Source organism: Streptomyces sp. YJ-C3 (assembly GCF_053891275.1).
In genome coordinates, this window is record NZ_CM132685.1 from 7337715 (window position 1) to 7363525 (window position 25811).

18 protein-coding genes and 1 pseudogene are annotated in these 25811 nt (G+C 72.0%); 9 read left to right on the forward strand and 10 right to left on the reverse strand.

Annotation, left to right across the window (positions count from 1 at the left end):
- Nucleotides 1–37: 37 nt before the first annotated feature.
- Nucleotides 38–1252: pseudogene (locus ACVHNB_RS33245) on the forward strand (pyridoxal phosphate-dependent aminotransferase); the annotation flags it as partial.
- A 38-nt stretch (nucleotides 1253–1290) separates the two neighbouring features.
- Here the strand turns inward: ACVHNB_RS33245 and ACVHNB_RS33250 are convergent.
- Together ACVHNB_RS33250 and ACVHNB_RS33255 are read right to left on the reverse strand one after the other, a co-directional pair.
- Entirely contained in the window at nucleotides 1291–1749 is a 459-nt protein-coding gene (locus tag ACVHNB_RS33250) for an RrF2 family transcriptional regulator (RefSeq protein ID WP_428954879.1), read from the reverse strand.
- The gene (locus ACVHNB_RS33255) at nucleotides 1746–2672 is read right to left on the reverse strand and encodes a sulfite exporter TauE/SafE family protein (RefSeq protein ID WP_428954878.1); all 927 of its coding nucleotides are present in this window, start codon (nucleotides 2670–2672) and stop codon (nucleotides 1746–1748) included. Before ACVHNB_RS33255 ends, ACVHNB_RS33250 begins: the two co-directional genes overlap by 4 nt.
- Before the next feature lie 279 nt (nucleotides 2673–2951).
- Between ACVHNB_RS33255 and ACVHNB_RS33260 the strand changes: the two genes are divergently transcribed.
- Together ACVHNB_RS33260 and ACVHNB_RS33265 are read left to right on the forward strand one after the other, a co-directional pair.
- Nucleotides 2952–7652, forward strand: a complete 4701-nt coding sequence (locus tag ACVHNB_RS33260) for an RHS repeat-associated core domain-containing protein (protein WP_456226584.1) — start codon at nucleotides 2952–2954, stop codon at nucleotides 7650–7652.
- 57 nt (nucleotides 7653–7709) lie between these two features.
- Nucleotides 7710–8171 (forward strand): hypothetical protein, encoded by a 462-nt coding sequence (locus tag ACVHNB_RS33265; RefSeq protein WP_456226585.1) that lies wholly within the window; start codon nucleotides 7710–7712, stop codon nucleotides 8169–8171.
- A gap of 26 nt (nucleotides 8172–8197) precedes the next feature.
- Here the strand turns inward: ACVHNB_RS33265 and arfA are convergent, their stop codons facing one another.
- From arfA to ACVHNB_RS33305, 8 genes are all read right to left on the reverse strand, one after another.
- Nucleotides 8198–9706, reverse strand: coding sequence for an arabinosylfuranosidase ArfA (arfA, locus tag ACVHNB_RS33270; protein ID WP_428954875.1), 1509 nt, complete (start codon nucleotides 9704–9706; stop codon nucleotides 8198–8200).
- Nucleotides 9707–9747: 41 nt separating this feature from the next.
- Nucleotides 9748–10614: a carbohydrate ABC transporter permease gene (locus tag ACVHNB_RS33275; protein ID WP_428954874.1), complete on the reverse strand. Its 867-nt coding sequence runs from the start codon at nucleotides 10612–10614 to the stop codon at nucleotides 9748–9750.
- Complete coding sequence (locus tag ACVHNB_RS33280; protein ID WP_428954873.1) at nucleotides 10611–11555, reverse strand: carbohydrate ABC transporter permease; 945 nt, start codon at nucleotides 11553–11555, stop codon at nucleotides 10611–10613. The genes ACVHNB_RS33275 and ACVHNB_RS33280 overlap by 4 nt, the downstream gene beginning before the upstream one ends.
- The gene (locus tag ACVHNB_RS33285) at nucleotides 11552–12901 is read right to left on the reverse strand and encodes an extracellular solute-binding protein (protein ID WP_456226586.1); all 1350 of its coding nucleotides are present in this window, start codon (nucleotides 12899–12901) and stop codon (nucleotides 11552–11554) included. The genes ACVHNB_RS33280 and ACVHNB_RS33285 overlap by 4 nt, the downstream gene beginning before the upstream one ends.
- A gap of 212 nt (nucleotides 12902–13113) precedes the next feature.
- Nucleotides 13114–13968 carry an SMP-30/gluconolactonase/LRE family protein gene (locus tag ACVHNB_RS33290; RefSeq protein ID WP_428954871.1) on the reverse strand — a complete coding sequence of 285 codons (855 nt, stop codon included), beginning with the start codon at nucleotides 13966–13968 and terminating at the stop codon, nucleotides 13114–13116.
- A complete protein-coding gene (locus ACVHNB_RS33295) occupies nucleotides 13965–14738 on the reverse strand; it encodes an IclR family transcriptional regulator (RefSeq protein WP_428954870.1) in 774 nt (257 codons plus the stop codon). The genes ACVHNB_RS33290 and ACVHNB_RS33295 overlap by 4 nt, the downstream gene beginning before the upstream one ends.
- A gap of 117 nt (nucleotides 14739–14855) precedes the next feature.
- On the reverse strand, nucleotides 14856–16082 hold the full coding sequence (locus tag ACVHNB_RS33300; protein WP_428954869.1) for a helix-turn-helix domain-containing protein: 1227 nt from the start codon (nucleotides 16080–16082) through the stop codon (nucleotides 14856–14858).
- Between the two features lie 3 nt (nucleotides 16083–16085).
- Entirely contained in the window at nucleotides 16086–16238 is a 153-nt protein-coding gene (locus ACVHNB_RS33305) for a hypothetical protein (RefSeq protein ID WP_428954868.1), read from the reverse strand.
- Nucleotides 16239–16423: 185 nt separating this feature from the next.
- On the opposite strand from ACVHNB_RS33305, the gene ACVHNB_RS33310 reads away from it, so the two are divergent.
- The 6 genes from ACVHNB_RS33310 (at nucleotide 16424) to ACVHNB_RS33335 (ending at nucleotide 25810) form a co-directional block, all read left to right on the forward strand.
- On the forward strand, nucleotides 16424–17446 hold the full coding sequence (locus ACVHNB_RS33310; protein WP_428954867.1) for a DUF3068 domain-containing protein: 1023 nt from the start codon (nucleotides 16424–16426) through the stop codon (nucleotides 17444–17446).
- A 202-nt stretch (nucleotides 17447–17648) separates the two neighbouring features.
- Nucleotides 17649–18809: a glycosyltransferase family 4 protein gene (locus ACVHNB_RS33315; protein ID WP_428954866.1), complete on the forward strand. Its 1161-nt coding sequence runs from the start codon at nucleotides 17649–17651 to the stop codon at nucleotides 18807–18809.
- A complete protein-coding gene (locus ACVHNB_RS33320; protein ID WP_428954865.1) occupies nucleotides 18806–19543 on the forward strand; it encodes a class I SAM-dependent methyltransferase in 738 nt (245 codons plus the stop codon). The genes ACVHNB_RS33315 and ACVHNB_RS33320 overlap by 4 nt, the downstream gene beginning before the upstream one ends.
- Nucleotides 19540–23805, forward strand: a complete 4266-nt coding sequence (locus tag ACVHNB_RS33325; RefSeq protein ID WP_456226587.1) for an alpha-(1->3)-arabinofuranosyltransferase domain-containing protein — start codon at nucleotides 19540–19542, stop codon at nucleotides 23803–23805. Before ACVHNB_RS33320 ends, ACVHNB_RS33325 begins: the two co-directional genes overlap by 4 nt.
- Nucleotides 23802–25097 carry a condensation protein gene (locus tag ACVHNB_RS33330; RefSeq protein WP_456226588.1) on the forward strand — a complete coding sequence of 432 codons (1296 nt, stop codon included), beginning with the start codon at nucleotides 23802–23804 and terminating at the stop codon, nucleotides 25095–25097. Before ACVHNB_RS33325 ends, ACVHNB_RS33330 begins: the two co-directional genes overlap by 4 nt.
- The gene (locus ACVHNB_RS33335; protein WP_428954862.1) at nucleotides 25094–25810 is read left to right on the forward strand and encodes a class I SAM-dependent methyltransferase; all 717 of its coding nucleotides are present in this window, start codon (nucleotides 25094–25096) and stop codon (nucleotides 25808–25810) included. Before ACVHNB_RS33330 ends, ACVHNB_RS33335 begins: the two co-directional genes overlap by 4 nt.
- Nucleotide 25811 lies beyond the last annotated feature (1 nt).

A 25811-nucleotide genomic window follows, 5' to 3' on the forward strand; every position in this document is an offset into this window, starting at 1 on the left:
TATGAGAGGCCACCACGGATACGGGCGGAGGCAGTTGATGAGCGGAAGTGTCGTCTCACTCTTCCAGGGCAGCACGGCCCACAGCCCCTCGTACGGCCAGCTGACGCGGGCCGGGGCGGGCGACGAGACCGGCGGCCGGGTGACCGACTTCTGCATCCCCTGCAATCCGTACTTCCCGACGCCCGCGATGCTGGACGCGCTGCGCGGGCGGCTGCACGAGATCCTGACGTACTACCCGAGCGGTGCCGACACCATCACCGCCGAGCTGTGCCATGTCCTCGGGCTCAATCCGCAGACGGTCGCGATGGGCAACGGTTCCACCGAACTCATCACCTGGATCGACCACTTGCTGGTCCGTGAGTCACTGGCGGTGCCCGTGCCGACGTTCGGGCGGTGGACGGACCAGCCGATGGAGACGGGCAAGCGGGTCGACATGTTCCCGCTGCCGGAGCGCGACGGTTTCGCCCTGGACCCGGCGGCGTACGCGGAGTTCCTCCACGCGCGCGGCTCGCGGGTCGCGGTGATCTGCAACCCGAACAACCCCGACGGCGGGCTGCTCCCCCGCCATGCGCTGCTCGCCCTCGTCGACGAGCTGCGCCATCTGGACCTGGTCGTGATCGACGAGTCGTTCCTGGACTTCGCCGACGCCTCCGATGCCGGCGGGCAGGACCCGAGCCTCGTCCAGGAGGCGGTCCTGCGCCCGAACGTGATCGTGCTGCGCAGCCTCGGCAAGAACTTCGGGCTGCACGGCATCCGCTTCGGCTACCTCGTCGCGAACCCGGCCCTGGCCGGGCGGGTGCGGGCCGCGCTGCCGAAGTGGAACCTCAACTCCTTCGCGGAGACGGTGGTGTTCATGCTGAAGGAGCACCGCCAGGAGTACGCCGACAGCATCCGTCAGGTGTGCCGCGACCGGCAGGACATGCGCTGGCACCTGGCCCGCCTGCCGGGCCTGACCGTGTACCCGTCGCAGGGCAACTTCCTGTACGTACGCCTGCCGGACGGCGTCGACGGGGTCGAGGTCCGCGATCGGCTTCTCGCGCGGCACGGGGTGCTGGTCCGCGAGTGCGGCAACAAGATCGGCTCGTCCAGCAGCTTCCTGCGCCTCGTGGTGCGCCCTCAGCCGGATGTCATGCGCCTGGTGTCCGGTCTGGAGGCGCTCCTGGGGAGCGGGAGGGAGGCCGTGCCCGAGCTGGGCGGAGGGACCACCTACAGCTCGGGCACGGCGGCGGTGGACCGGCTGGTGCGCACGACGGGGTCCTGAGCGTCCGCGACGGGATCAGGATCTGCGGATCAGGGGTTGCGCCAGGCCGCCGGGTCCTCGGCCAGTTCCCGCACCGGGTCCGGCAGTCGGTCGTGCGCGATGTCGGCGAGCGTGACGCCCTCCAGGATCTTGCGCACGTTCGCCCGCAGCGCCACCCACAGCGGGAGCAGCGGCTGCGCCGGTCCCGTGTAGGCGAGTGCGCTGGGCCGCTCCCCGCGCACCGACACGATGGGCCCCTCGACGGCGCGTACGACGTCGGCGACGGTGATCGTGTCGGCGGCCCGGGCCAGCAGGTACCCGCCGTTGCCGCCGCGCCGGCTGACGACGATGCCGCCGCGGCGCAGGTCGCCGAGGATCCCCTCCAGGAACTTGTGCGGGATGTCCTGGGCCGCGGAGATCGCCTCCGCCGTGACCGGTTCGCCGTTCGCGCGGACGGCCAGTTCCAGACCGGCGCGCACCGCGTAGTCGGCTCGGGCTGAGATCCTCATGGGGTCATTGTCGGGGACGGCTCCGGCTCCTCGGCCCGCCGCTGCGCCGGCAGCGCGGCGTCGGCCCGCCGGGTGCGCAGGGTCACCACGGCGCCGACCGCGGCGAGTGCCACGCAGGCCAGGACGAGGGGGGTGCCGGAGACGCCCCACATGGCCAGGCCCGAGCCGGTGAGCAGGACCACCAGGGCCCAGCGCAGCGCGGGGCCCGAGACCCGGGTGGAGAGCAGGGCGCCGCACAGGACGCCGGGGATCGCGCCGATCAGCAGGGTGCCGGCGAGGCCGAGGGACACGTCGCCGACCAGGAAGTGACCGAGGGCGGCGGCGCCGACCAGCGGCACGGCCTGCACCAGGTCGGTGCCCACCAGGTGGTTGGCCTTGAGCCGAGGGTGGGCGAGCATCAGCATCACGATGATCAGGGAGCCGGAGCCGACCGAGGTCATCCCGACCACGACCCCGCCGACCAGGCCGATCAGCAGGGTCGCGACCGGCCTGACCCGCACGTCGGCGTCCTCGGCGGTGTCCGTGCCGAGTCCGCGGCGCCGGTCGAGCCACATCCGGGCGACCATGCCGGTCACAGCCAGCAGCAGCGCGCCGCCGATGACGTACTTGACCCGGGTCTGGAGCTCCTCGCCGTCGCCGAAGAGCTGGAGCAGCAGGGCTCCGCCGAAGGCGGCGGGCAGGGCCGTGGGCAGCAGCCAGCGGACGATGTCCCAGCGGATCGTGCCCGCTCTCTGGTGCACCGCGGCGCCGAAGGGCTTCATGAACAGGGAGGTCGCGAGGTCGCTGCCGATCGCGGCAGTGGGGTTGACCCCGAAGAACATGACCATGATCGGGGTCATCAGTGCGCCGCCGCCCATACCGGTGAGGCCCACCGCGAGCCCGACCAGGGCGCCGGCGACGACGATCGTCCACGAGAAGTCCATGGCGCCCACTGTGCCCACGATCCCTATGGGAAAGGTATGAATCGCGTCGGGATCTCGTATGGCGGACTCGGCCGGGCCCGCGCACGGGCCGGTCAGCATCCGGGCCTGCCCCGCCGACGTCGGGCATCCGCATCGGCTGAGCTTCCAGTAGGACTCCGCCCGGCCGCCTCTCTCCTCCCCCCTCCCCCTCACGCACATCGTGACAGGACCGGAACACGCGCTTCGGTAGAGTCGAACACGTTGCTCACGTGATTCGAATTCACGGAAGGTGTACGGGGGATGGGCTACACGATTCCGGGCTGGCTCGATGACGTCCTGGACTTCATCGGCATCAACTTTCCGAACGTGGACGAGGACGACTACCGCGAGATGGCCGACGCCATGCGGGAGTTCGCGGAGAAGTTCGAGGGGCACGGCGGGGACGCGCACAAGGCGTTCTCCCGGATCCTGTCGTCGTCCGAGGGCTGGGCCGTCGACTCGATGGAGAAGCACTGGAACCAGATCAAGGCGAGCCATCTGGAGAAACTCCCGGAGCTGGCGCGGCTGTTCGCCGACGCGTGCGACGTGCTCGCGGACATCATCTTCGGGATGAAGACCAAGGCCGAGATCGAACTGGGTGTCATGGCCGCCTCAGTGGGGATCTCGGCGGGTCTGGCGGTGGTCACCGGTGGTCTGTCCGCGCTGATCGGCGCGGCCGAGGTGACCGCGATGCGGCAGGTGGTGAAGCGGATCATCGACGAGGCCGTGGACCGGATCGTCGACGAGGTCCTGGCGAAGATCACCGAGCCGATCAACGCCAAGCTGGAGTCGATGGTCGAGGACATGGTGCTCGACCTGGCCGAGGGCGCGTTCTCCATGCCGTCGCCCGACGGCAGCGGCGGCGGGCACGGCGGCAAGGGCGGGATGCACATCGCCTCGGCCGGGGACGGCGGGATGCAGCTCGCCTCGGCCGACGGCGGGGCGCAGAAGCGCACCAGGATCGACCACTTCGAGTTCGAGGACGGCGCGGGCAAGGTCTCCAGGCACGGCGGCGAGCTGCACCTGGCGGCGTCCACGTCGCTCGGCAAGGCCCGGGGCGCGTTCGGCCGGAGCAAGGGCCGCGACCCGTTCACGCAGGCCTTCGACAGCGTGCTGCACGGCGCGCTCAAGGGCTCCGAGAAGGCGCTCGGCAAGGTCGCCAAGCACATCACCGACACGGTCCCCGAGCGGGTCAAGGGCGCCTCCCGGCTGCACAAGGGCAAGGACCACGACGTACGGGACAAGGTCGACGCCGTCGTCGGCGGCAAGAAGGGCGGTGACGGGCCCGGCGTCCGCACCCGCGTCAACGAGGCGATCAAGCGCCTGCCCGGCTCGACGAGGGACGCCCTGGACAAGGCGCGCGCCAAGGCGATCGCGCTGGCCCAGCGACGCTGCAAGACCGACCCGGTCGACGTCGCCAGCGGCGAGATGGTGCTCAGCCAGACGGATCTGGCCCTGCCCGGGATCCTGCCCCTCGTCCTCGAGCGCACCCACATATCCGGCTACCGCTACGGCCACTCCTTCGGCACGAGCTGGGCCTCGACCCTCGACGAGCGCCTGGAGCCGACGGGCAGCGGCGCGGTCTGGGCGCGCGCCGACGGGTCGCTGCTCGCCTATCCCCGGCTGCCGCGCGAGGAGGGCGAGGAGGTGCTGCCGCTGGAGGGCGACCGGATCGCCCTCACCTTCGTCGGACGGTCGGCCCTCGGCGACATCACGTACGCCACGACGGATCCGCGGTCGGGCCTGATCCGCCGCTTCACCGGCAATCCGTACTCCGTCGGCAGCCTGTACTGGCTGGCCGACGTCGAGGACCGCAACGGCAACGGCCTGCAGTTCACCCGCGACGCGCAGGGCCTGCCGTCGGCGGTCCTGCACGAGGGCGGCTACCGCGTGCGCGTCACCCGTGACACGGACCTCGGCCGGGTCACGGCCCTGGACGTGGAGACGCCCGAAGGACCCGTCCGGGTCGCCTCGTTCACGTACGACGAGACGCGCGAGCTGGTGGGGGTCGCGGGATCGCGTGGCGTACCGCTGCGGTTCACGTACGACGACGAGCACCGCGTGACGTCCTGGACCGACCGCAACGGTCACACCTACGGCTATGTGTACGACGCGGCGGGCCGGGTCGTGGAGACCGTCGGTCCCGACGGCGCGCTCTCCTCGCGCTTCGCCTACGACCTCGCCGCCCGCGAGACCCGCTTCACGGACTCGACCGGCGCGGTCACCGTCACCCGACTCAACCAGCTCGGCCAGACCGTCAGCGAGACCGACCCGCTCGGCAACACCGTGCGCTTCGCGTGGGACCGCTACGACAACCTGCTGGCCCGCACCGACGAGCTGGGGCACACGGCCCGGTTCGCGTACGACGGGGCCGGCAACCTGACCACCGTCCGGTACCCGGACGGGCGGCAGGCGTCGACCACGTACAACGCCCTGCACCTGCCGGAGACGATCACCGGTCCGGACGGCGCGGTGTGGCGGCAGACCTTCGACGAGCGCGGCAACCGCACCGCGATGGTCGCGCCCGACGGCACGTCGACGACGTTCACGTACGACGCGACGGGGGCGCTCGTCACGGCCGCCTTCCCGACCGGCTCGACGGAGACCCGCACCAACGACCCGGCGGGGCTGGTCCTTTCGGTGTCCGACGGGCACGGCGCCGCGTACACGGTGAGCCGCGACGCCTTCGGCCGGCCGCGTGAGTGCGCCGACCCGGCGGGCGCCGTCACCCGCCTGGAGTGGACGGCGGACGGCTGGCTCACCCGGCGCACCGCGGCCGACGGGACGGACGAGCGGTGGACGTACGACGAGGAGGGCAACTGCCTGACCCGCACGGACCCCACGGGCGGCGTGACCCGCTTCGAGTACACCTGGTTCGACCTGCTCGCCGCCCGCACCGGCCGGGACGGGGCGCGGTACGAGTTCGCGTACGACACCGAACTGCGGATCGCCGAGGTGACCAACTCGCAGGGTGGGACGTGGAGTTACCGCTACGGCCCGTCGGGGCTCACCGAGTCCGAGACCGACTTCGACGGGCGCACGATGCGCTACGAGTACGACGCGACGGGCCGTCTCACGGCCCGGACGACCCCGCTCGGGCAGCGCATCGCGTTCACCTTCGACGCGGTGGGCAACGTGCTGGAGAAGGACGCCGCCGGCGTGCTCACCCGCTACACGTACGACGCCGGCGACCAGCTCGTCACCGCCGTGTCGCCGGCCTCCTCGCTCTCCCTGGAGCGCGACGTCATGGGCCGGCTGCTCGCCGAGACGGTCGACGGGCACAGCATGCGCTACGGCTACGACCCGCACGGCGAACTGGTCTCGCGCACGACCCCGACCGGGGCCACCTCGTCGTACGCCTACGACGCCGCGGGCAACCGGGTGCGCGTGGACCTCGCCGGACATCCGCTGGCCTTCGCCCACGACGCGCTGGGCCGCGAGACCCGGCGCACGCTGGGCCCCGCGGACGCGCCGGTGACGCTCGCCTCCCGGTGGGACGCGATGGGCCGGCTCGCCGCCCGGTCGGTGGCCACGTCCCGCGGCACCCTGCGGGACCGCTCCTACGGCTACCGCGCCGACGGGTTCCTGACGCGCGTCACGGAGGAGCAGGGCGGCTCCGACGTGCGGTTCGAGCTGGACCCGGTGGGCCGTCCGCTGGCGGTCACCGCCGACGGCTGGTCGGAGCGCTACGCCTACGACAGTGCCGGGAACCAGACCGATGCCCACTGGCCGGACCGCGCCCGGTCCACGCAGAGCCGCGGCGAGCGGGCCTACGAGGGCACCCGGCTGCTCGGCGCGGACGGTTTCCGCTACGAGTACGACGGGGCAGGACGCGTCGTGCTGCGTCAGAAGCGGCGTCTGTCCCACAAGCCCGACACCTGGCGCTACACGTGGGACGCCGAGGATCGATTGGTCTCGTGCACCACGCCCGACGGCACCGTGTGGCGCTACGCCTACGACGCGCTGGGCCGGCGCACCGCCAAGCACCGCATGGCGGCCGACGGGCACTCCGTGGCGGCCACGGTCCGCTTCAGCTGGGAGGGCACCCAGCTGGCCGAGGAGACCGACTCGGCCACCGGGGTGACGCTGACCTGGGAGTACGAGGGCGTGCAGCCGATGTCGCAGCTGGAGCGCAGGCTGCCGGCCGACGCCGGTCAGCACGAGGTGGACAGCCGGTTCTTCGCGATCGTCACCGACATCGTCGGCACCCCGACCGAACTCGTCGGCGAGCAGGGCGACATCGCCTGGTACAAGCGCTCCACGGTCTGGGGCATCACGACGCGCAACCGCGATGCCCAGGCGCACACGCCGCTGCGCTTCCCCGGCCAGTACGCCGACCCGGAGACGGGCCTGCACTACAACCTGAACCGGCACTACGACCCCGAGACGGCCCGCTACGTGTCGGCCGACCCGTTCGGCCTCGTGCCGGCGCCCAACCCGGCCGCGTACGTCGTCAATCCCTGCACGTTCATGGATCCCGAAGGCCTGGTCGCCAAGGGGTGCACGCAGGAGAGCGGGTGGTACGGCGGGCTGCTGCCCGCGAACAAGAAGGCGGACGGGACGAAGTATCCGAAGCCGATGGAGGTCAACCACATCCCGGCCAAGTCGGCGTACAAGGACGTCATCGAGCCCGGGTTCTACTTCGCGAACAAGCCGCACAAGAAGCAGAAGGTCAACAACGGGCCGGCCATCCGCATGGAGCGGGATCACCACGAGAAGCTCTACAGCACCGGGTACTCGCTGGAGTCCCAGGCGTGGCAGCAGTACCAGCGTGAGCTGATCAATTCCGGGCGCATCACCGAAGCCATGCGCATGGACATCGACGACATCAAGCGGCGCTTCCCCGGCACGTACGATCAGCACATCAAGGACATGGTCGACAGCCTGAAGGACAACAAGCCCCTTCAGGACATGCTCACGAAGCGAGGATGGACCATCGACGAGAGCGCCCTGCTCGCGTGAGGTCCGGGGCGCGTCGGCGAGAGCACCGAGGGCATCGAGGGAAACGAGGGACTGGACATGGAACTGGAACTGCTGCCGCAGGTCGGCGTCGGGCCCCTGCGGCTCGGCATGTCGGTGGAGGAAGCGCGCGGCGCGGTCCAGGAGTGGGGGCTCTTCCAGGTCGTCCACAGTGATCCGGAGCCGGGACAGATCCTGCTCAAGCACGGCGACTCCGAGCTGAACGTCATGCTCGGTTTCACCAAGGGCGCGCTGAGCGGTGTGGAGCTGTTCCGGTTCCTGGACGAGGACGCCGACGTCCGGGTGCTGCTGGACGGCCTCGACGTCTTCCGCACCCCGAGCGTGGATCTCTTCGAGCAGCTCGGGGAGCGCGGCCACACGATCACCGAGGACGACCTCGGCTTCGACGCCCTCCCGGACCTGAAGGTGATCCTCGCCAACCAGAGCAGCCACGAGCATCCGGTGGACGAGGACGGGGATCCCCTCTACTACGACTACGTGCGGGTCGCGGACCAGATCTGAGCCGTCCTCGTCGGCTCCCGGGGGTGTCAGCCCAGCCGGATCACGTTCCAGGACAGCGGTTCGAGCTCCGTCCTGAGCGTGCTGTCCTCGATCGTCGTGCCCGGTGTCGCCGCCCGCGGTGCCACCCGCTCCGGCTCCGCCTGCGTGTTGCGGGCGTCCGGGTCGGCGTCGGCGAGCACCGAGTGCTCGACGACGGATGTCAGCTCCAGTCCGTGCAGGGCGACTTCGAGCGGCAGTGATGCGGTCTGGCTGCGGTTCACCGCGAAGACGGTGACCGTGCCGTCCTCCGCGCGGACCGCCGTCGCGTGCAGCAGGTCCGCGGTGCCGTGGCGCTTCGTGTCGTACGTCGGACCAAAGACCCGGACGTCGAGGACCTCGCCGCGGCCGTGCTTCGAGGCCTGCGCGAACGGGAAGAACGTCGTCTGGCGCCAGGCCGGGCCGCCGGGCTCGGTCATGATCGGGGCGATGACGTTGACCAGCTGGGCCAGGCAGGCGACCGTGACGCGGTCCGCGTGGCGCAGCAGGGCGATGAGGAGCGAGCCGAAGACGACCGCGTCGGTGACCGAGTAGACGTCCTCCAGGAGGCGGGGGGCCTGCGGCCAGTCGAGGGCGGAGACCTGGGCCTCCGTGCGCGACATGTACCAGACGTTCCACTCGTCGAAGGAGAGGTTGATCTTCTTCGTCGACTTGAGGCGGGCGCCCACGTGGTCGCAGGTCGCGACGACGTTCTCGATGAACGACTCCATGTCCACCGCCGAGGCGAGGAACGAGTCGCGGTCGCCGTCGTGCTCCTCGTAGTAGGCGTGCAGGGAGATGTGGTCGACCAGGTCGTAGGTCTCGGCGAGGACCTTCGCCTCCCACTCGGCGAAGGTCTCCATCGACTGGCCCGAGCTGCCGCAGGCGACCAGTTCGACGTCCTTGTCGATCTGGCGCATGGCGCGGGCCGTCTCGGCCGCGATCCGCCCGTACTCCTCGGCGGTCTTGTGGCCGGTCTGCCAGGGGCCGTCCATCTCGTTGCCCAGGCACCACAGCCGGATGCCGAAGGGGTCCTTGTCGCCGTGGGCGATGCGCAGGTCGGAGAGGGCCGTGCCCTGCGGGTGGTTGGCGTACTCCTGGAGTTCGATGGCCTCGGCGACGCCGCGCGTGCCGAGGTTCACCGCCATCATCGGCTCGGCCTGCGGGCCGACCTTCTTCAGGAACGCGATGTACTCGGACAGGCCGAAGCGGTTCGACTCCGTGGTGCGCCAGGCCAGGTCGAGGCGGCGCGGGCGGTCCTCGACCGGGCCGACCGAGTCCTCCCACTTGTAGCCGGAGACGAAGTTTCCGCCGGGGTAGCGGATGGCGGTGACGCCCAACTCGCGTACCAGGTCGAGGACATCGGTGCGCAGGCCGGACTCGTCCGCGGTCGGGTGGTCCGGCTCGTGGATGCCGGTGTAGACGCAGCGGCCCAGGTGCTCGACGAAGGAGCCGAAGAGCCGGGGGTTGACCTGGCCGACGGTGAACGCGGGGTCGAGGGTGAAGCGGGCGGTACGCAATGGGTGCCTTTCGTCGTGCGGTGGTGTGGGGCTGGTCGCGGTCACTGTCCGGCGAGTCCCGTGTGGGCGACGCCCGCGACGATCTGCCGCTGGAAGAAGATGAAGACGACGATGAGCGGGAGCCCGGCCATCAGGCCGCCGGCCATGAGCTGGGCCCACTGGATGCCGTAGGAGTTCATGACGGTCGCGATGCCGTTGGGCATGGTCATCAGGTCGGGGTTGTTGGTGACCATGTACGGCCACAGGAAGTTGTTCCACGACGCGATGAAGGTGAAGATGCCGACCGCCGCGAGCGAGGGCCGGGCGAGCGGCACCACGAGGGTGAAGAAGATCCGCCAGCGGCCCGCGCCGTCGATGAACGCGGCCTCCTCCAGCTCCTTCGGGATGCCCTGGAAGAACTTGTAGAGGATGTAGACCATGGCCGCGGGGGCGCACTGCGGCAGGATCATGCCCCAGTAGGTGTCCACCATCCCCATCTGCTGGACCGTGGTGAACAGGGGGACGCCGAGGACCGCCGGGGAGATCATCAGGCCCGCCATGACGACGCCCATGAGGGCGCCCTTGCCGCGGAACTCGGTGCGGGCGAAGCCGTATCCGGCCAGCGCACTGACGCAGAGCACCACGGCCGTCACGCACACGGAGACGACCAGCGAGTTGACGAACCAGTTGGTGATGTTGCCGGTCTCGAAGAGCGCCTTCCAGGCCTGGCCGGTCCAGTCCTTCGGCAGCCAGTGCGTCGGTACCTCGACGGCTTCGGTCTCGGACTTGAGCGAGGTGAACAGGGCCCAGGCCAGGGGCGCCAGGAACACCGCGGAGACGGCGGCCCCGAGCAGGGTCAGGACGATCTGGCCGGGCGTCCAGGAACCGCGGGGCCTCAGCCGTGGCGGTGGTACGGGTGTGGCGCTCATCGCGCACCCTCCTCACGGTTGCGCAGCAGCCACATCCGCCCGAGGGCGACGGCCGCGATGATCACGAAGAAGATGATGGAGATCGCGGAGGCGTAGCCCACGCGGTAGCTGGTGAAGCCCTCTTCGAGGGTGTACTGCACGAAGGTGCGGGTCGAGTTCTCGGGGCCGGGGCCGAAGTCCATGAGGGTGACGGCCTGGTCGAAGACCTGGAGCGAGGCGAGGATCTGGAGCGCGATGACCAGGCCGGTGATGTTGCGCAGCATGGGCAGCGTGATGTGGACCGTGCGGTGCCAGGCGTTCGCGCCGTCGAGCTTGGCGGCCTCGTAGAGGTGGGCGGGGATGCCCTGGAGCGCGGCGAGGTAGAGCAGGAAGCTGAAGCCGACCGTCCACCACAGGGTGGTGATGACGACGGCGAGCATCGCGTACGACGTGTCGGTCAGCCAGGGCGTCTCGATGCCGAGGACGTGGTTGATCATGCCGGTGCCGGGGTTGAACAGCCACTGCCACAGGTTGCCCGCGACGGTGGACGGCAGCAGGAACGGCATGAAGAAGCAGAGCCGCCACAGCCATTTCCCGTGCTCGATGTGGTGGGCGAGCATCGCGAGGAGGAAGGCGAGGACCGTGATGCAGGGCACGACCAGGAGCGTGAAGTACGCGCTGTGGCCGAGCGCGTCCCACATCAGCGGGTCGTTCAGGGCCTCGCGGTAGTTGTCGAGGCCGACGAAGCCGGGGCTGTCGCCGGAGATGTTGGCGTCGGTGAAGCTGAGGTAGATGCCGCGCAGCAGCGGCCAGATCACGAACAGGGCGAAGAGGGCGAGGAACGGGGCGACGAACCAGCCCCCGTGCTGGAAGCCCTGCTTGCGGCGGACGGTGGCGCCGTCCGCGGCGGTCCGCGGGCGCGCCGGTGGTGCGATGACGGTCTCGGCGCTGGTCGTCGTCATGCGGCCGTACCTCCCTGCGCGGCGGTCCTGCCGTCCATGGGGTTCTTCATGGCGAGGAGCGCGGTGAGCGTGCTCTTCATGCGGCGGGCGGCGGCCTCGGGCCGGGCTGAGCCCATGGTGGAGGAGACGACGATCGGGCCGACGCGCTGGGCGAGGATGCCGGTGGAGCCGGCGAACCAGACCTTCGGTTCGGTGGCCTGGTGGTCCATGGCCGTCACGTATTCGTTCTGCGGGGCGAGCTTCTGGTACGCGGCCGTGGACAGGGTCGGCGTGTAGGCGGGGATGTGGCCGCCGGCGGCCCACTGCCGGGCGTGCTTGACGACGTAGGCGGCGAGTTGGTGGGCCCCCTCATTGGCGGCGCCGCCGCGGTCGGCCTGGTGCGGCAGCACGAACGAGTGCGACTCGGCGTGCGTGGCCTGCTTGCCGAAGACGGGCGGCAGCGGGGTCGCTCCGTACTCCAGCTTCGCGCCGGAGAAGACCGGCACCGACCAGTTGCCCTCCCAGGTGAAGGGCGCGCCGTTGAGGAACTGTTCGCCGTCGGCGGCGCCCGCGACGGAGTATCCGTCGGTGACGTGCTGCCGCAGGAACTCCAGGACCTGGGTCGCCTTGTCGGTGTCGAAGGTGACCTCGGTGTTCGCGGAGTTGAAGCAGGTGCCGCCGAGCTGGGTGTAGAACGCGACGAAGAACCACCACATGAAGTTCTGGTCGTTGGCGTGCAGGCCGACGGTCTGCAGCCCCTTCTTCGTGGCCTTCTTCGCCTTCTTCAGCAGGTCGAACCACTCGCCGGTGGACGTCACGGGCACGATCCTGCCGTCGTCGCCGAGCAGGTCCGCCTTCTTCAGCACGTCCTTGCGGTAGAAGCTGAGCTGGACGTGGATGTCGAGGGGCAGGGCGTAGAGCTTGCCGTCGATGACGGCGCGCTTCCACAGCTCGGGGTTGAAGTCGGCTTCCTTGACGCCGTACTTGGCGAGCAGGCCGACGTCCCAGGGGTCGAGCAGGCGGCCCGGCGAGAAGCCGGTGACGCGGCCCAGGTGCATGACGCCGAGGTCCGGTGCGCGGTTGCCGGCGGCGGCCATGGCGAGCTTGGTGTAGAAGGGGCTGCCCCACTGGAGGGTGGAGTCCTTCACGTCGATGCCCGGGTTCGCCGCGCGGAAGTCGTCCAGCATCGCGATCATGTTGTAGCCGTCGCCGCCGCTGAAGAGGTTCCAGTAGCGCACGCGGGTGTCGGCGCCGGAGGCGAGCGCGTCCGCCCCGGTCCCGAGCGCCGCGAAGCCGAAGCTTCCGGTGACGGTCAACCCGCCGATTCCGGCGAGGAGTTGCCTGCGACTCAGGCCAGGTCGTCCCATGCCCTGCCCTTACTGTTCGAAAGTGGCTGCTGTTCGATATCTCGAATAGCGCTCGTAACTTCGAACGGGACCGTAAAGTCGAAGCGCTTCGACGTCAATGGGTCGCGCAACGAAAAGTTCCGGCCGCCTTGAGGGGTGCGGGGCCACGGGGCGCTGCCCCGGACCCCGCTCCTCAATCGCCGGAGGGGCTCGGTCTCACGTCACCGGCGCTGTCAGCCGACGAACGCCGGCTGGGCCAGACCCTGGCCGATCGCCGGCAGGACGAGCAGCGAGCCCGCCAGTGGTGTGGGGCGGTCCAGGCCCACGCGGGCCGTCGACACGTACAGGTCGCGCAGGTCCTGGCCGCCGAACGCGCACGCCGTGGGGCGCCGCACCGGGAGCGGGACGACGCGGTCCAGGGCGCCGGACGGCGTGTAGCGGCGCAGCGCGGCGCCGTCCCACAGCGCGACCCAGACGCAGCCGTCGGCGTCGACCGTCAGCCCGTCGGGGAAGCCCGCACCTTCCTCGACGGTCGCCAACTCGCGGCGTCCGCCGACCCGTTCACCGTCCACGTCGAAGACGTCGATGCGTCGGGTCGGTGTGTCGATGTAGTACATGAGCGTGCCGTCGGGGCTCCAGCCGGTGCCGTTGGAGACGGTGACGTCGTCGAGGATCCCGGTCGTGGTGCCGTCGGGGGCGACGCGGATCAGGTTGCCGCCGCCGGGCGTCTCGGCGTAGGCCATCGAGCCCGCCCACAGCGCGCCGTCGGGGGCGACCGCCGCGTCGTTCCCGCGCCGCCCGGGGACGGGCTCGCGGTGCAGCCAGGAGAATGCGCCCTCGGCCGAGTAACGGCCCACGCCGTCGCGGAGGTTGACCACCAGGCCGCCGTCCGTCCGCGGCTTGGCGGCGCCCACGTGCTGCTCGGTGGCGAGGACCGTGCGGCGGCCGCTGCCCGGCTCGTACGTGTGGACGCGCGAGCCGAGGATGTCCACCCAGATCAGCCGGCCGGCGGCCGGGTCCCAGGTCGGGCCCTCGCCCAGGGCCGCCGTCTCGCGCACGGCGACGTCCACCGCCGGACGGCTGCTCATGCCGGCCCCCGATGGCCGAGCCGCTCGGAGAGGTCGGCGGCGCCCTTCGCGGCGAGCTGGGCGAGCTCGGTCTCCCGGGCGTCGCTCCAGCGGATCATCGGTACGGAGATGGAGAGCGCGGCGACGACCCGGTTGGTGCGGTCGCGCACGGGCGCGGCGACACAGGACACGTCCGTGTTCGACTCGCGGCTCTCGACGGCGATGCCGCGCTCCCGGATGCGGGCGAGCGCCGCGCGCAGGACGGCCGGGTCGGTGATCGAGTTCTCCGTCATGGCCACGAGGTCGGCGGAGTCCGGGACGCGCGCGGCGAGTTCGGGCTCGGGCAGCGACGCGAGGAGCATCTTGCCGACCGAGGTGCAGTGCGCGGGCAGCCTGCGGCCCGCGGCGGAGACCATGCGCACGGCGTGCGTCGAGTCGACCTTGGCGATGTAGATGACGTCGGTGCCTTCGAGGATCGCCACATGGACCGTCTCGTCACAGGTCTCGGCGACGGTACGGGCGACCTGCTGGCCCTCGGCGGCGAGGTCGAGCTGCTCCGCGTACCGGCTGCCGAGCTGGTAGGGGCGCACACCGAGCCGGTAGCGGCCGGGCTGGCCCGGGACCTGCACGATGTACGAGCGGGCGGCGAGCGTGGTGACCAGCTCATGGACCGTGGTGCGCGGCAGCTGTAGCTTGCGGACGATGTCGGGGGCGGACAGCGTGCCGTCCCCGTCCAGGAAGAGCTCCAGTATGTCCAGAGCCCGGGTCACGGCGGGTACGAGGCGTCCCACGACCGGCCCCCTCCCATGTTCGATATTTCAACAGTCGGTCGGTATGACGAACATAGGCTACGCACAGCGGGGTTGACCGGGCAATGGGCTCGGTGAAACCGCAGGACACGGCGGGCGTCAGGGCCCCAGCTCACCGCGCAGCCGCCGGGCCCGCAGCACCAGCTCCAGCTCGAAGCGGCGGTCCGGGTCGTCGACCTCGGCGCCCCACAGTTCGCGGATCTGGCGCAGCCGGTAGCGCACCGTCTGCGGGTGGACGCCGAGCCGGGCCGCGACCTCGGGGGCGCCGCCGCGGGTCTCCAGCCAGGCGAGCAGGGTCTCGGCGAGCCGCCGGGCGTGGGTGGGGCCGCAGTGCGCGAGGGGCGCGAGGGCGCGCCGGGTGAGGTCGTCGACGAGTTCCTCGGGCTGGAGCAGGACGAGGGCCTGGGTGTGCTCGGTGCAGTGCAGGACCCCGTCGGCGGGGAGCAGTCCGCGCTCCATCAGCGTCACCGCCGACTCGGCCCAGCGCAGCGACTTCGCGGCGTCGGGCGGTGCGACGGGCGGGCCGATCGCGCCGCTCCAGCCGGACAGGGCGCGGCGCAGCAGGTCGGGCCGGCCCGCCGCGTCGGGGTCGGGGACGACGAGCCGGGGCCGCTCCGTCTCCATGTCGAGCAGGATGTCGCAGGCAACGGCCGGGGCGACCGCGTCGCGGGCCGGCCGCAGCAGGACGCCGACGGCCAGCCGGTCGGGCACCGGCCAGCCGATCCGGGCGGCGCGTTCGGTGAGCGCCTTGACCGGGTCGGGCGGCGCCGCGACCCGCCCTTCGAGCAGCAGGTCCATCAACTTGCGTTGCTGGCGCAGGCGTTCACCGGCCTGCCGGGCGGCCGCCTCGACGTAGCCGCGGACCGACTGGTCGACGAGGCCGTCGAGGTACTCGTATCCGGACTCGGCGAGTTCGTACATGGCCGGGGGCGGGATGCGCAGTTGCTGCCCGAGGTCGGCGAGGCGGCGCCAGGCGAGCTTCACACCGAGCCGGTACATCGCCTGGAGGGAGTCGAGGCTGCGCCCGTGCAGGCTCTGACCGCGCCCGAACTCCTGGAAGACGGACGGCGGCAGGTCCTCCGGTTCCGTATCGGCGGACACCCGGGTCAGCCGGCGCACGAAGCCCTCGATGGCGCGGCGGATGCCGACCAGGGCCATGGGTTCGCCGGACTCGTCGAGGACCAGCGGCAGGTGCGGGAACTCGCGGCGGATCTCCTCGAGGATGTCCTGGGCGAGCCGGGGCGCCTCGTCCATGGCGAGCGCCGCGAACTGCTTGACCTGGAGCGGCGGCACGTCGCACCAGGCGGACCGGGTGACGGCGGGCACGGCTCAGCGCCCCTGGCCGGGCGTCTCGTACGTCACGAGCGGGGTGTTGGGCTGGTCCGGGGTCACGTTGATCAGCGCGAGCACGCCGAAGGAAGCGGCGACGGCGAGCGCCGCTCCGGCGGCCGCGGACAGCACGGCGGTGAGCAGTCGGTTCATCGCAGGGTCAGCCTCTCGTCCGTGATGAATGCGGAGTGCTGAGGTCGGTCCCCACCCTGTGTGTCCCGTCAAGTGCCCAGTCTCAGCAGTGCATTGACACCCCGTCAAGAGTGCGTCTACGGTTCCCGGCCCATGACCGGCAGACCACGGGCGTGCCGTGGTGCCCTTCCCCTCAGGAGTGCCGGATGCGCCGTACATCGAAGATCACCACATCGAAGATCCCCTTCGTCTGCACAGGCCTCGGCACGTTCCTGCTCGTCCTCGCCGGGCTGCTCGCCTGGTACGTGGAGCCGCGTGCCGAGCGCACCCCGATCGACACCGACACCACGACCGTGTTCACCGGAACCGGCAGCTACTTCGACACCGGAAAGATCAAGACCGTCGACGGCCGGCGCCTCACGATCACCCGGCAGGTCCGCGGCGACGTCGCCGAGAGCGAGCGCAGCGGCCGGGCGGTGTGGGACGTGACGACGTCCGTCGACACGGACGCGTCGCTGCCCGCGGCCGATCCGCACGACGCCCTGCAGTGGACCCAGGAGCGCTGGGTCACCGACCGGGAGACCAATGCGCCGGTGCACTGCTGCGGTGAGCAGCCGGCGTTCGAGGGCGAGGCGTACCTGAAGTTCCCCTTCCGCGTCGAGAAGCGCACCTACACCTGGTGGGACAACACGCTCGGCGCCACGGTCCCGCTCCGCTTCAGCGGTACGAGGAAGGTCCAGGGGTACGAGGGCTACCGGTTCACCGGCACCGTCGCACCCGCCAGGACCGGTTCGCGCCTGGTGCCGGGCCGGATCGTCGGGCAGCCGAGGAAGAGCCAGGTGCTGGCCGAGGAGTGGTACGCGAACCACCGTGTCGAGCTGGTCGTCGACCGGCTCACGGGCCGGATCCTGTACGCGGCGGTCGGACCCCGCAAGACGCTGCGCGCGCCGGGCACGACGAAGGACGCGGCGGTGCTCCTGGACAGCGAGCGGATCGCGTTCACCCCGGCCACACAGCGCGCACAGGTCGCGCTGGCCCGGGACGACAACGACCGCCTCACCCTGCTCGGTACGACGCTGCCCATCGGGGCGGGCGCGCTGGGCGGGCTGCTGCTGGCGGGCGGGATCGTCCTGGTCGCCTGGGGCGGGCGTGGCCGCAGGACGCCGGACGGGCCGGGGCGTCCCGATCCCGATTCGTCCCCGACTGCCCTGCAGACATCCACGATGTGACAGAACGTCAGCTCGGCAAAGCACGAAACTTGTCACGCAGGTGAGTAGCCGCGGCGAACAGCGCAGCGAAAACTGTCCCACCCCACCTTGTGCACAGCCCGAACACAGCCCCGGCACAGTACCCGCCGGTTCGTCTCGGCAGCCCGCACCCTGCCGAGCCGTCCCCCCACCCTCACGCACCCTGAGACGAGTTGGAGCACCCATGCCCCAGCACGTGCCATCGTCGCTGCGCACCGTGTCGCCGCGCGGCGCGCAGCCCCGTCCGGCCGGTCCCCCACCGCCGCGCCGCATCGTCTTCCTGGCCCACCGCGACCTCGGCAACCCGGCCGCGGGCGGCTCCGAACTGCTCGTCGACCGGCTGGCCGAAGGGCTGACGGACCTGGGCCACCAGGTGACGCTGCTGTGCGGCGGGCCGGCCGCGTACGGCGCCTTCCGCGACTACCGGGTCGTGTCGGCGGGCGGGCCGGCCGCCCACTACCTGCGCGCCCGCTCGGCGTTCGCCCGCCAGGTCGGCGACTGCGATCTGCTGGTCGAGGTCTGCAACGGCATGCCGTACCTGGCCCCCCTCTGGCACCGCGGTCCCACGCTCTGCCTGGTCAACCACGTCCACACGGACCTGTGGCGGATGCGGCTGCGCGGACCGCTGGCGCCCGCGGCCCATCTCGGCCGAAGACTCGAGCACTGGGCGCTGTCCGGCGCCCAGCGCCGCAATCTGCTCGTCGCCGTCTCGCCGTCGACGGCGCACGCGCTGCACTCCATCGGCGTCGACCCGGCCCGGGTCCGTCTCGTGCCGAACGGCGTCGAGGAGCCGGGCCCGCGCGCCGACCGGTCGCCGGAGCCGATGTTCCTGGCGATGGGCCGGCTGGTCGAGTACAAGCGGATCGATCTGCTGCTGCGCCTGTGGGAGCGGGTGCGTCCGGTGACGGGCGGCCGCCTGGTGATCGTGGGCGACGGCCCCGAGGGCCCGAAGCTGCGCCAACTCGCGGGCCCTGGCGTTGAGTTCACCGGCCATGTCTCCGAGGCCGACAAGCACCGGCTGCTCTGCGAGGCGTGGCTGCTGCTGCACCCCTCGGCCGTCGAGGGCTGGGGCCTGGTCATCACGGAGGCGGCGGCGCGCGGCACGCCCGCGGTCGGCTTCGACGTGCCCGGCGTACGCGACTCGGTCGAGGACGGCCGCACCGGGCTGCTGGCCCACGGGCCGTCGTCGTTCGCGGCGGCCTGGTGCACGCTCGCCCTGTCCACGCACCGCCGCGAGCTGATGGGCAAGACGGCACAGGAGCGGGCCGCCGGGTACCGGTGGGCGCACACGGTACGGCAGTTCAGGGCGGTCGCGGCGGAAGCGGTGCGGGGCTGGGCGCCATGACTCCGGCCGGGTTCAGGGACCCGTCGCTGACCAGGTCCCTCACGCTCTTCCGGGCGTTCCTGCGCGAGCAGCGCGACCCCGAGGCCTGTTACGCGCTGCTCGCCCGGGACGCCGCCGACCAGGTGGAGGCGTACGGGAAGGTCGCGGGCAAGGTCGTCGTGGACGTGGGCGGCGGCAGTGGTCACTTCACGCGCGAGTTCCGCTCCCGCGGCGCCCACGGCGTCCTCTTCGAGCCGGACACCCGGGAGCTGGGCCGGGAGCCGCCGCCGAACACGGTGGTGGCCGACGGCTATCTGCTGCCGCTGGCCGACGCGTCGGCGGACGTCACGTTCTCCTCGAACGTCCTGGAGCACGTCGCCGACCGCGACACGTTCCTCGGCGAGCTGGTCCGGGTGACCCGGCCCGGCGGCCTGATCTACGTCTCGTTCACCAACTGGCTGTCCCCGTGGGGCGGTCACGAGTGGGCGCCCTGGCACTACCTGGGCGCCCACCGGGCGCAGGCCCGCTACCGGCGGCGTACCGGAAGGGCGCCCAAGCACACCCTCGGCGAGAACCTCTTCGCCCACCACATCGGTCCGACGCTGCGCCATGTCCGCTCCCGTGACGACGTGACGCTCGTCTCGGCGCGCTCGCGCTACTGGCCCTTCCTCACCGAGGCCGTGGCGCGGGTGCCCGGGGTGCGCGAGTTCGCCACCTGGAACCTCCTCCTCATCCTCAGGCGGTGTCCCCCATGACGACCATGGTCCAGACCCCACCCGCCGCGGCGACGGGCCCGGATCCGGAACCGGGTCCCTGCTCGCGCCGCTGGCTGCTGTCCTTCTGGGCCGTGCTGTTCGTCGCGTTCTGCGCGGTGCATCCGGGCCGGATGACGTTCGAGACGAAGCTCGGGGTCGCGCTCGACCCCTGGCAGTTCATCGAAGACCTCGGGCAGCTGTGGCACGACCGCGCCGGGTTCGGCGGCATCGCCGACCAGTACATCGGCTACGCGTTCCCGATGCTGCCGTACTACGGCCTGGCCGAACTGCTGCGGGTGCCGGTCTGGCTGGCCGAGCGGCTGTGGCTGTCGGTCGTCGTGACGGTCGCGTTCTGGGGCGCCCTGCGGCTCATGGAGCGGCTCGGCGTCGGCAGCCCGCGCGGCCGGCTGCTCGGCGCGATTGCCTACGCCCTGTGGCCGACGTTCACGATCGTCATCGGGTCGACGTCGGCGGCGGCTCTGCCCGGCGCGTTCCTGCCCTGGGTCCTGCTGCCCCTCACCAACCCCCGGACGACACCGCGGATCTCGGCGGTGCGCTCGGCGCTGCTCGTGCCGTTCATGGGCGGGGTGAACGCGGCGGCGACGCTGGCCTCCCTGCTCCCGGTAGGCCTCTATCTGCTCTCCCGGGCACCGTCCGCGCGCACACGCCGGCAGATCGCCTGGTGGATCCCCTCGGTGGTCCTGGCGACCCTGTGGTGGACGATCCCGCTGCTCCTGCTCGGCGCGTACGGCGAGAACTTCCTGCCCTACGTGGAGAACGCGCGCACCACGACCGACACGATGGCGGCGACGGAGACCCTGCGCGGCGCGGGCAACTGGGTCGCCTACCTCCATCTCGGGGACGCCTGGCTCCCGGCCGGCTGGACCGTGGCGACCGCGGCCGTCGTGATCGTCTGCTCGGCGCTGGCCGCCGCGTTCGGCCTCGCGGGACTGGCCCGCCGCGATCTGCCGGAGCGGCGCTGGCTGGTGCTGACCGTGCTGACGGCGGCCCTCGTCACCCTGGCCGGATACGCGGGTGCGGCCGGCGCCCCCTTCCACGACACGGTCCAGTCGTGGCTGGACGGCGGCCTGGCCCCGTTCCGCAACGTCTACAAGTTCCAGACGGGCATCGCGCTCGCGCTCGCCCTCGGGATCGCGCACCTCGTGGGCGTCGCCACCGAGGCCCGCGGCACCCGGCCCCTGCGCGGCCGCCGGTACGCCCCGCTGCTGGTGGCCGTCCTGATCCTGCCGGGCCTGGCCTGGCCGTACCTCAACGGTTCGATCCTCCAGCCCGGCTCCTTCAAGAAGCTGCCCGCCTACTGGCAGACCACGGCGGACTGGCTGCACACCTACTCCCCCGACTCGCGCGCGCTCGTGGTCCCCGCCACCGCCCACGGCATCTACACCTGGGGCTCCCCCATCGACCAGCCCCTCGACGTCCTCGCGGAGTCCCGCTGGGCGCAGCGCGACTTCGTGCCGTTCGGCACGGCGGGCAACCGGCGCGTCCTGGACGCGATCGAGCAGGCCCTCATGTCGGGCGGCGAAGTACCGGGACTGCAGGACTACTTGAGCCGCAGCGGCCTGCACTACGTGGTGGTCCGCAACGATCTGGACCCGGACCAGTTCGGGTACGTCCCCACGGCCACGGTCAAGCGCACGCTCACCGAGTCCGGCTTCCACCGCGTCACCGGTTTCGGCCCGACGGTCACCGGCGGCCGGATCGCCGAGGGCACGCCGGTCCAGGTCGAGGGCCTCTACCCGCGCTCGCGGTCCGTCGAGATCTACGCGCCGCGGAGCAACGCCCGGCGCCCCGGGCAGGCGGGCCTGCTCCCGGTGCGCGACACGGCGGAGGTCAGCGGCGGCCCCGAGTCGCTGCTGCCGCTCTCCGCGGACCCGGCGTTCGGCGACCGGCCCACGGTACTGACTGGCGACAACCACCCCGGCATCGGAACACCCGCCCTGCGCACGGCAGGTGACGGACTGCGCCGCGCGGACACCCGGTTCGGCCTGGTCAACACCCACACCTCGTACCCGTACACCCCGACGGAACGCAACAGCCCCGAGGCCACCCAGGAGCCGGGCGCGGAACCGAAACAGATCCTGCCCACCGAGGGCGTCGGCCACCAGAGCACGGCCCGGATCACGGGCGCCCGCTCGGTCACCGCGTCCTCCAGCGGCAACTGGCTGCTGTACCTGCCCCAGTTCGATCCGGTGAACGCCTTCGACGGAGACCCGGACACGGCCTGGACGGAGGGCTCCCCGGACTCGGCGAAGGGCGAATGGCTGCGGATCGACTTCTCCCGCCCGACGCGGATCCCGGCGACTCTCCAGGTGACACCGCTCCCGCAGGACGGGGTCCGGGCGGCGCCCACCCGCATCCGTGTCGAGACGGACAAGGGATCCAGCACGGCGCTCCTCCAGCCGGACGGCAGCCGCCAGCGCGTCAAGGCGCCGCAGGGCACAGCGAGTTGGCTGCGGGTGACGATCCTCGACACTCAGCGCGCCCGACCGTCCCTGACCGGAGCCGGCTTCTCCGACATCAGCGTCCCCGGCGTCCGGGCGAGCCGCTCGCTGCAACTGCCCGCCGACTCCGCGCAGGCGGACCAGTTCACGTTCCGCCGCGCGACAGGCGACGGCGCCCTCACCCTCACCGACATGGAGCCGTCGCTCAACCGCACGTTCACCACGACCGGCACCTCGCGCTTCACGTTCCGGGCGACGGCGACGCCCACCGCCTCCGCCGCCCTCGACGAGCTCCTCTACTCCGTCGCCCCCGACCAGCGGCGGAAGATCACGGCCACCGCCGACTCCACGGCCCTGCTCGGCACCAACACCTCGCCGCGCAACCTCACCGACGGGGATCTGACCACGGCCTGGATCGCGGGCGACAAGCCGACGATCCATCTGCGCTGGCCGGGCAAGAAGCGCGTCTCCACGCTCGTGCTCCCCGCGGCCGGCGGTCTGTCCACGCGACCGGAGAAGATCGAGATCAGCTCCCCGGACGGGGCCGCGATCGCCGGCGTGGACGAGAACGGCGTGGCCCGCTTCGACCCGATCACCACGGACCGCCTGGACGTCACCGTCACCGCCACCGCGCCGCTCACGGTCCACAACCCGATCGCGGACGAGGACCTCCAGCTGCCCGTGGGCCTGACCGAGGCCTATCTCCCCGCGCTCGACCAGTACCGGGTCCGCCAGCCCGACCCGGAGCGGAAGTTCAGCCTGCCCTGCGGCAAGGGCCCGACGGTCACCGTCGACGGCACCCGCCACCGCACCTCGGTCAAGGGCACCGTCGCGGACCTGACCGAGCGCCGCCCGGTCACCCTCACCCTCTGCGACCCGCTCACGCTCCCGGCGGGCCGCCACACCCTCAGGACGGACCCCGACGGCCCGCTGGCCCCCACCTCCGTCACCCTCACCCGCGCCGGCAGCGGCACGGAGGCGACCCCCACCCGGCGCGCACTGACCGTCCGGGACTGGCTGGGCGACCACCGCGAGGTGCGCGTCGACGCGGGCGAGGCGACGTATCTGACGACGTACGAGAACGCCAACGACGGCTGGCGGGCGACGCTCAACGGCAAGGAGCTGACCTCCCTGCGCCTCGACGGCTGGCAGCAGGCGTGGCTGATCCCCCAAGGGGCGGGAGGCTCCGTCAAGCTCTCCTACGAGCCGGCCGTCCTCTACGACGCGGGCCTGATCGCGGGCGCCGTGGGGCTCCTGGCGCTCGTCGCCCTGGCCCTGTGGCGCCGCAGGCCACCCGCCGACCCGCAGGAGGTGCCGCCGCCCCCGCCGCCCGGCTGGGTCCTCGGCACGGTGGCCCTCGCCCTCGTCGGCTTCGTGATCGCGGGCCCCTGGGCGGCCCTGGTCCCGGCCCTGGCCCTGCTGTCCTGGAAACGCCCCTCCCTGCTCGTACCGATCGCCTTCCTGGCGATGACGGCGGCGGGCGCGGTGGCCGCGACAGCGGCGGGCGAACCGGTCCGCGACGGCCAGGGAGCGTTCAGCACGGCGGCCCAACTCCTGGCGCTGCTGGCCCTGTTCGCAGCACTGACGACAACAGGATCCAGGCGGAGTCAAGCCCCGCCAGTTCAAGCCCCTCCGGCGCTTGAGGAGCGGGGTCCGGGGCGGAGCCCCGAAACAGCAACCCCAGCACAGGGCACACCCAATCAAGCCCCTCCGGCGCTTGAGGAGCGGGGTCCGGGGCGGAGCCCCGAGGCGGCGCCCCCGGCACGGGGCACGAACCCGACGGAGGGGCCCAAGCCATGACGACCCTGGACGACCACCCCACCCCCACCCCCAGCGGCAAGCGCCTCCCGTTTCCGACCGTCGACGAGATCGCCCGCCACTGCCTCCAGGACGACGAGCCGGAGACGGTCCACATCGAGGTGCACCTCACCGGGCAGCTCACCCCGGACCGGCTCACCGCCGCCTTCGACGAGGCCCTGCGCCGCCACCCCCGCATCCTCATGCGCGAGGCCCGCCGCACCTGGTACGCCCGCCGCTACGTATGGGAGCTGACGGACACCCCCGACGTACCGCCCGTCTCGTTCCCCGGCCCGGGCCCGGACGCGCTCAAACAGGCCCGCACCCGGTCCCTGACCCAGGCCCCGCCCCTCACGGCGTCCCCGCCCGTCCGGCTGGAGGCCGTCCCGCACCCGGACACCGGCAACACCGTCCTCTTCCTCACCATCAACCACACGGCGCTCGACGGCCCGGCCTGCCTCCGCGTCCTCGCCACGGCGGCGGGCCTCTACGGCGGACGGGACAACGGCCCGCCGCCCCCGCCCGCGACCGCCCCGCCCCGGCCGGCCCCGCCCGACCTGCCGTCCTCCTGGGCCCGCCCGGCCCGGGTGGCCCCCGGCACCCCCGAACCCCGCCCCGGCAACGGCCTCCTCGTCTGCGACCTCCCGGTGCCGCGCCGCCCCAAGGGCGCCCCGTACACGGTGAACGACCAGCTCATGGTCGCCACCGCCCGCACGATCGCGGACTGGAACGAGGAGCACGGCGACCTCCGCACCCGTCGCCCCCTGCGCATCACGATGCCGGTCGACGACCGCCCCCGGGACGCGTCGATGCCCATCGGCAACGGCACCCGCCTGGTCGAAGTCGCCTTCACCACAGCCGAGTTGCGCAGGCCCGTGCCCGCCCTGCTGCGCCTGACCGCCACCCGCACCACGGCCCTCAAGTCCCTCGTGCGCCCCCAGCTCGGCCACGGGGCGGCCCTGCTGACCACCCCGTACGCCCCGGTGGCCTGGCGGGCCGCCGCCACCCGCGCGCTGCGCACGGCCGCCGCCCCCTGGACCTCGACGACCCTGCTCAGCAACATCGGCCGGATCCCGTACCCGCTGGACTTCGGTGACGGCGGCCGGGCCCGCGCCGTCTGGTTCTCGGCGCCCGCCCGCATGCCGCGCGGGCTCACCGTCACGACGGCGTCCACGGCGGGCCGCCTGCACCTGGCCCTGCGCTGGTCGCGCACCCTGCTGGGCCACGGCGACGGGGCGCACCTGCGCGACCTGTTCGAGCACCACCTCCACGCGACGCAGGAGGAGGCACCATGACGTCCACCGTGTCCGGCCTGCGGGACTTCTACGAGAACCCCGCCGTCCCGGTCGCCTCCGGCACGCCCCGCACCCTGCGCCAGACCCGGGTGCTGGCCGCCGCGCTCACCGGGACCCGCTCCACCGTCCTCGACGTGGGCTGCGGCGACGGCACGGCCGCGCACACCGCGGCGCGGCTGCTGCCCGGCCATCGCCTCGTCGGCGTCGACTGGTCCCAGGACGCGCTGCGCCGCGCGAAGTCACGCGTCCCCCGGGTCGTGCGCGGCGAACTCACCGGCCACGGGCTGCCGTTCAGGGACGGCGCCGCCGACGCGGTGCTCCTGTCCGAGGTGATCGAGCACCTCGTGGACCCCGATGCCGCCCTCGACGAGATCCGCAGAGTGCTGCGCCCGGGAGGCCATCTGATGCTGTCCACCCCGAACCTGGCCGCCTGGTACAACCGGGCCCTGCTGCTGGCCGGTGTGCAGCCCGTCTTCTCGGAGGTGAGCCTGCGCGCCGTCCACGGCCGGCCGGGCTCCGAGGTGGTGGGGCATCTGCGCCTGTACACGGCGCGCGCGCTGCGCGAGTTCGTCGCGGCCGCCGGCTTCGAGGTCGTACGCGTCACGGGGGCGCCCTTCCACGGTGTGCCCCGTCCGCTGCGCCCCCTGGACCGGCTCGCCTGCGCCGCGCCGTCGCTCGCCTCGATCCTTCTGCTGCACGCCCGAAGGACGTGAC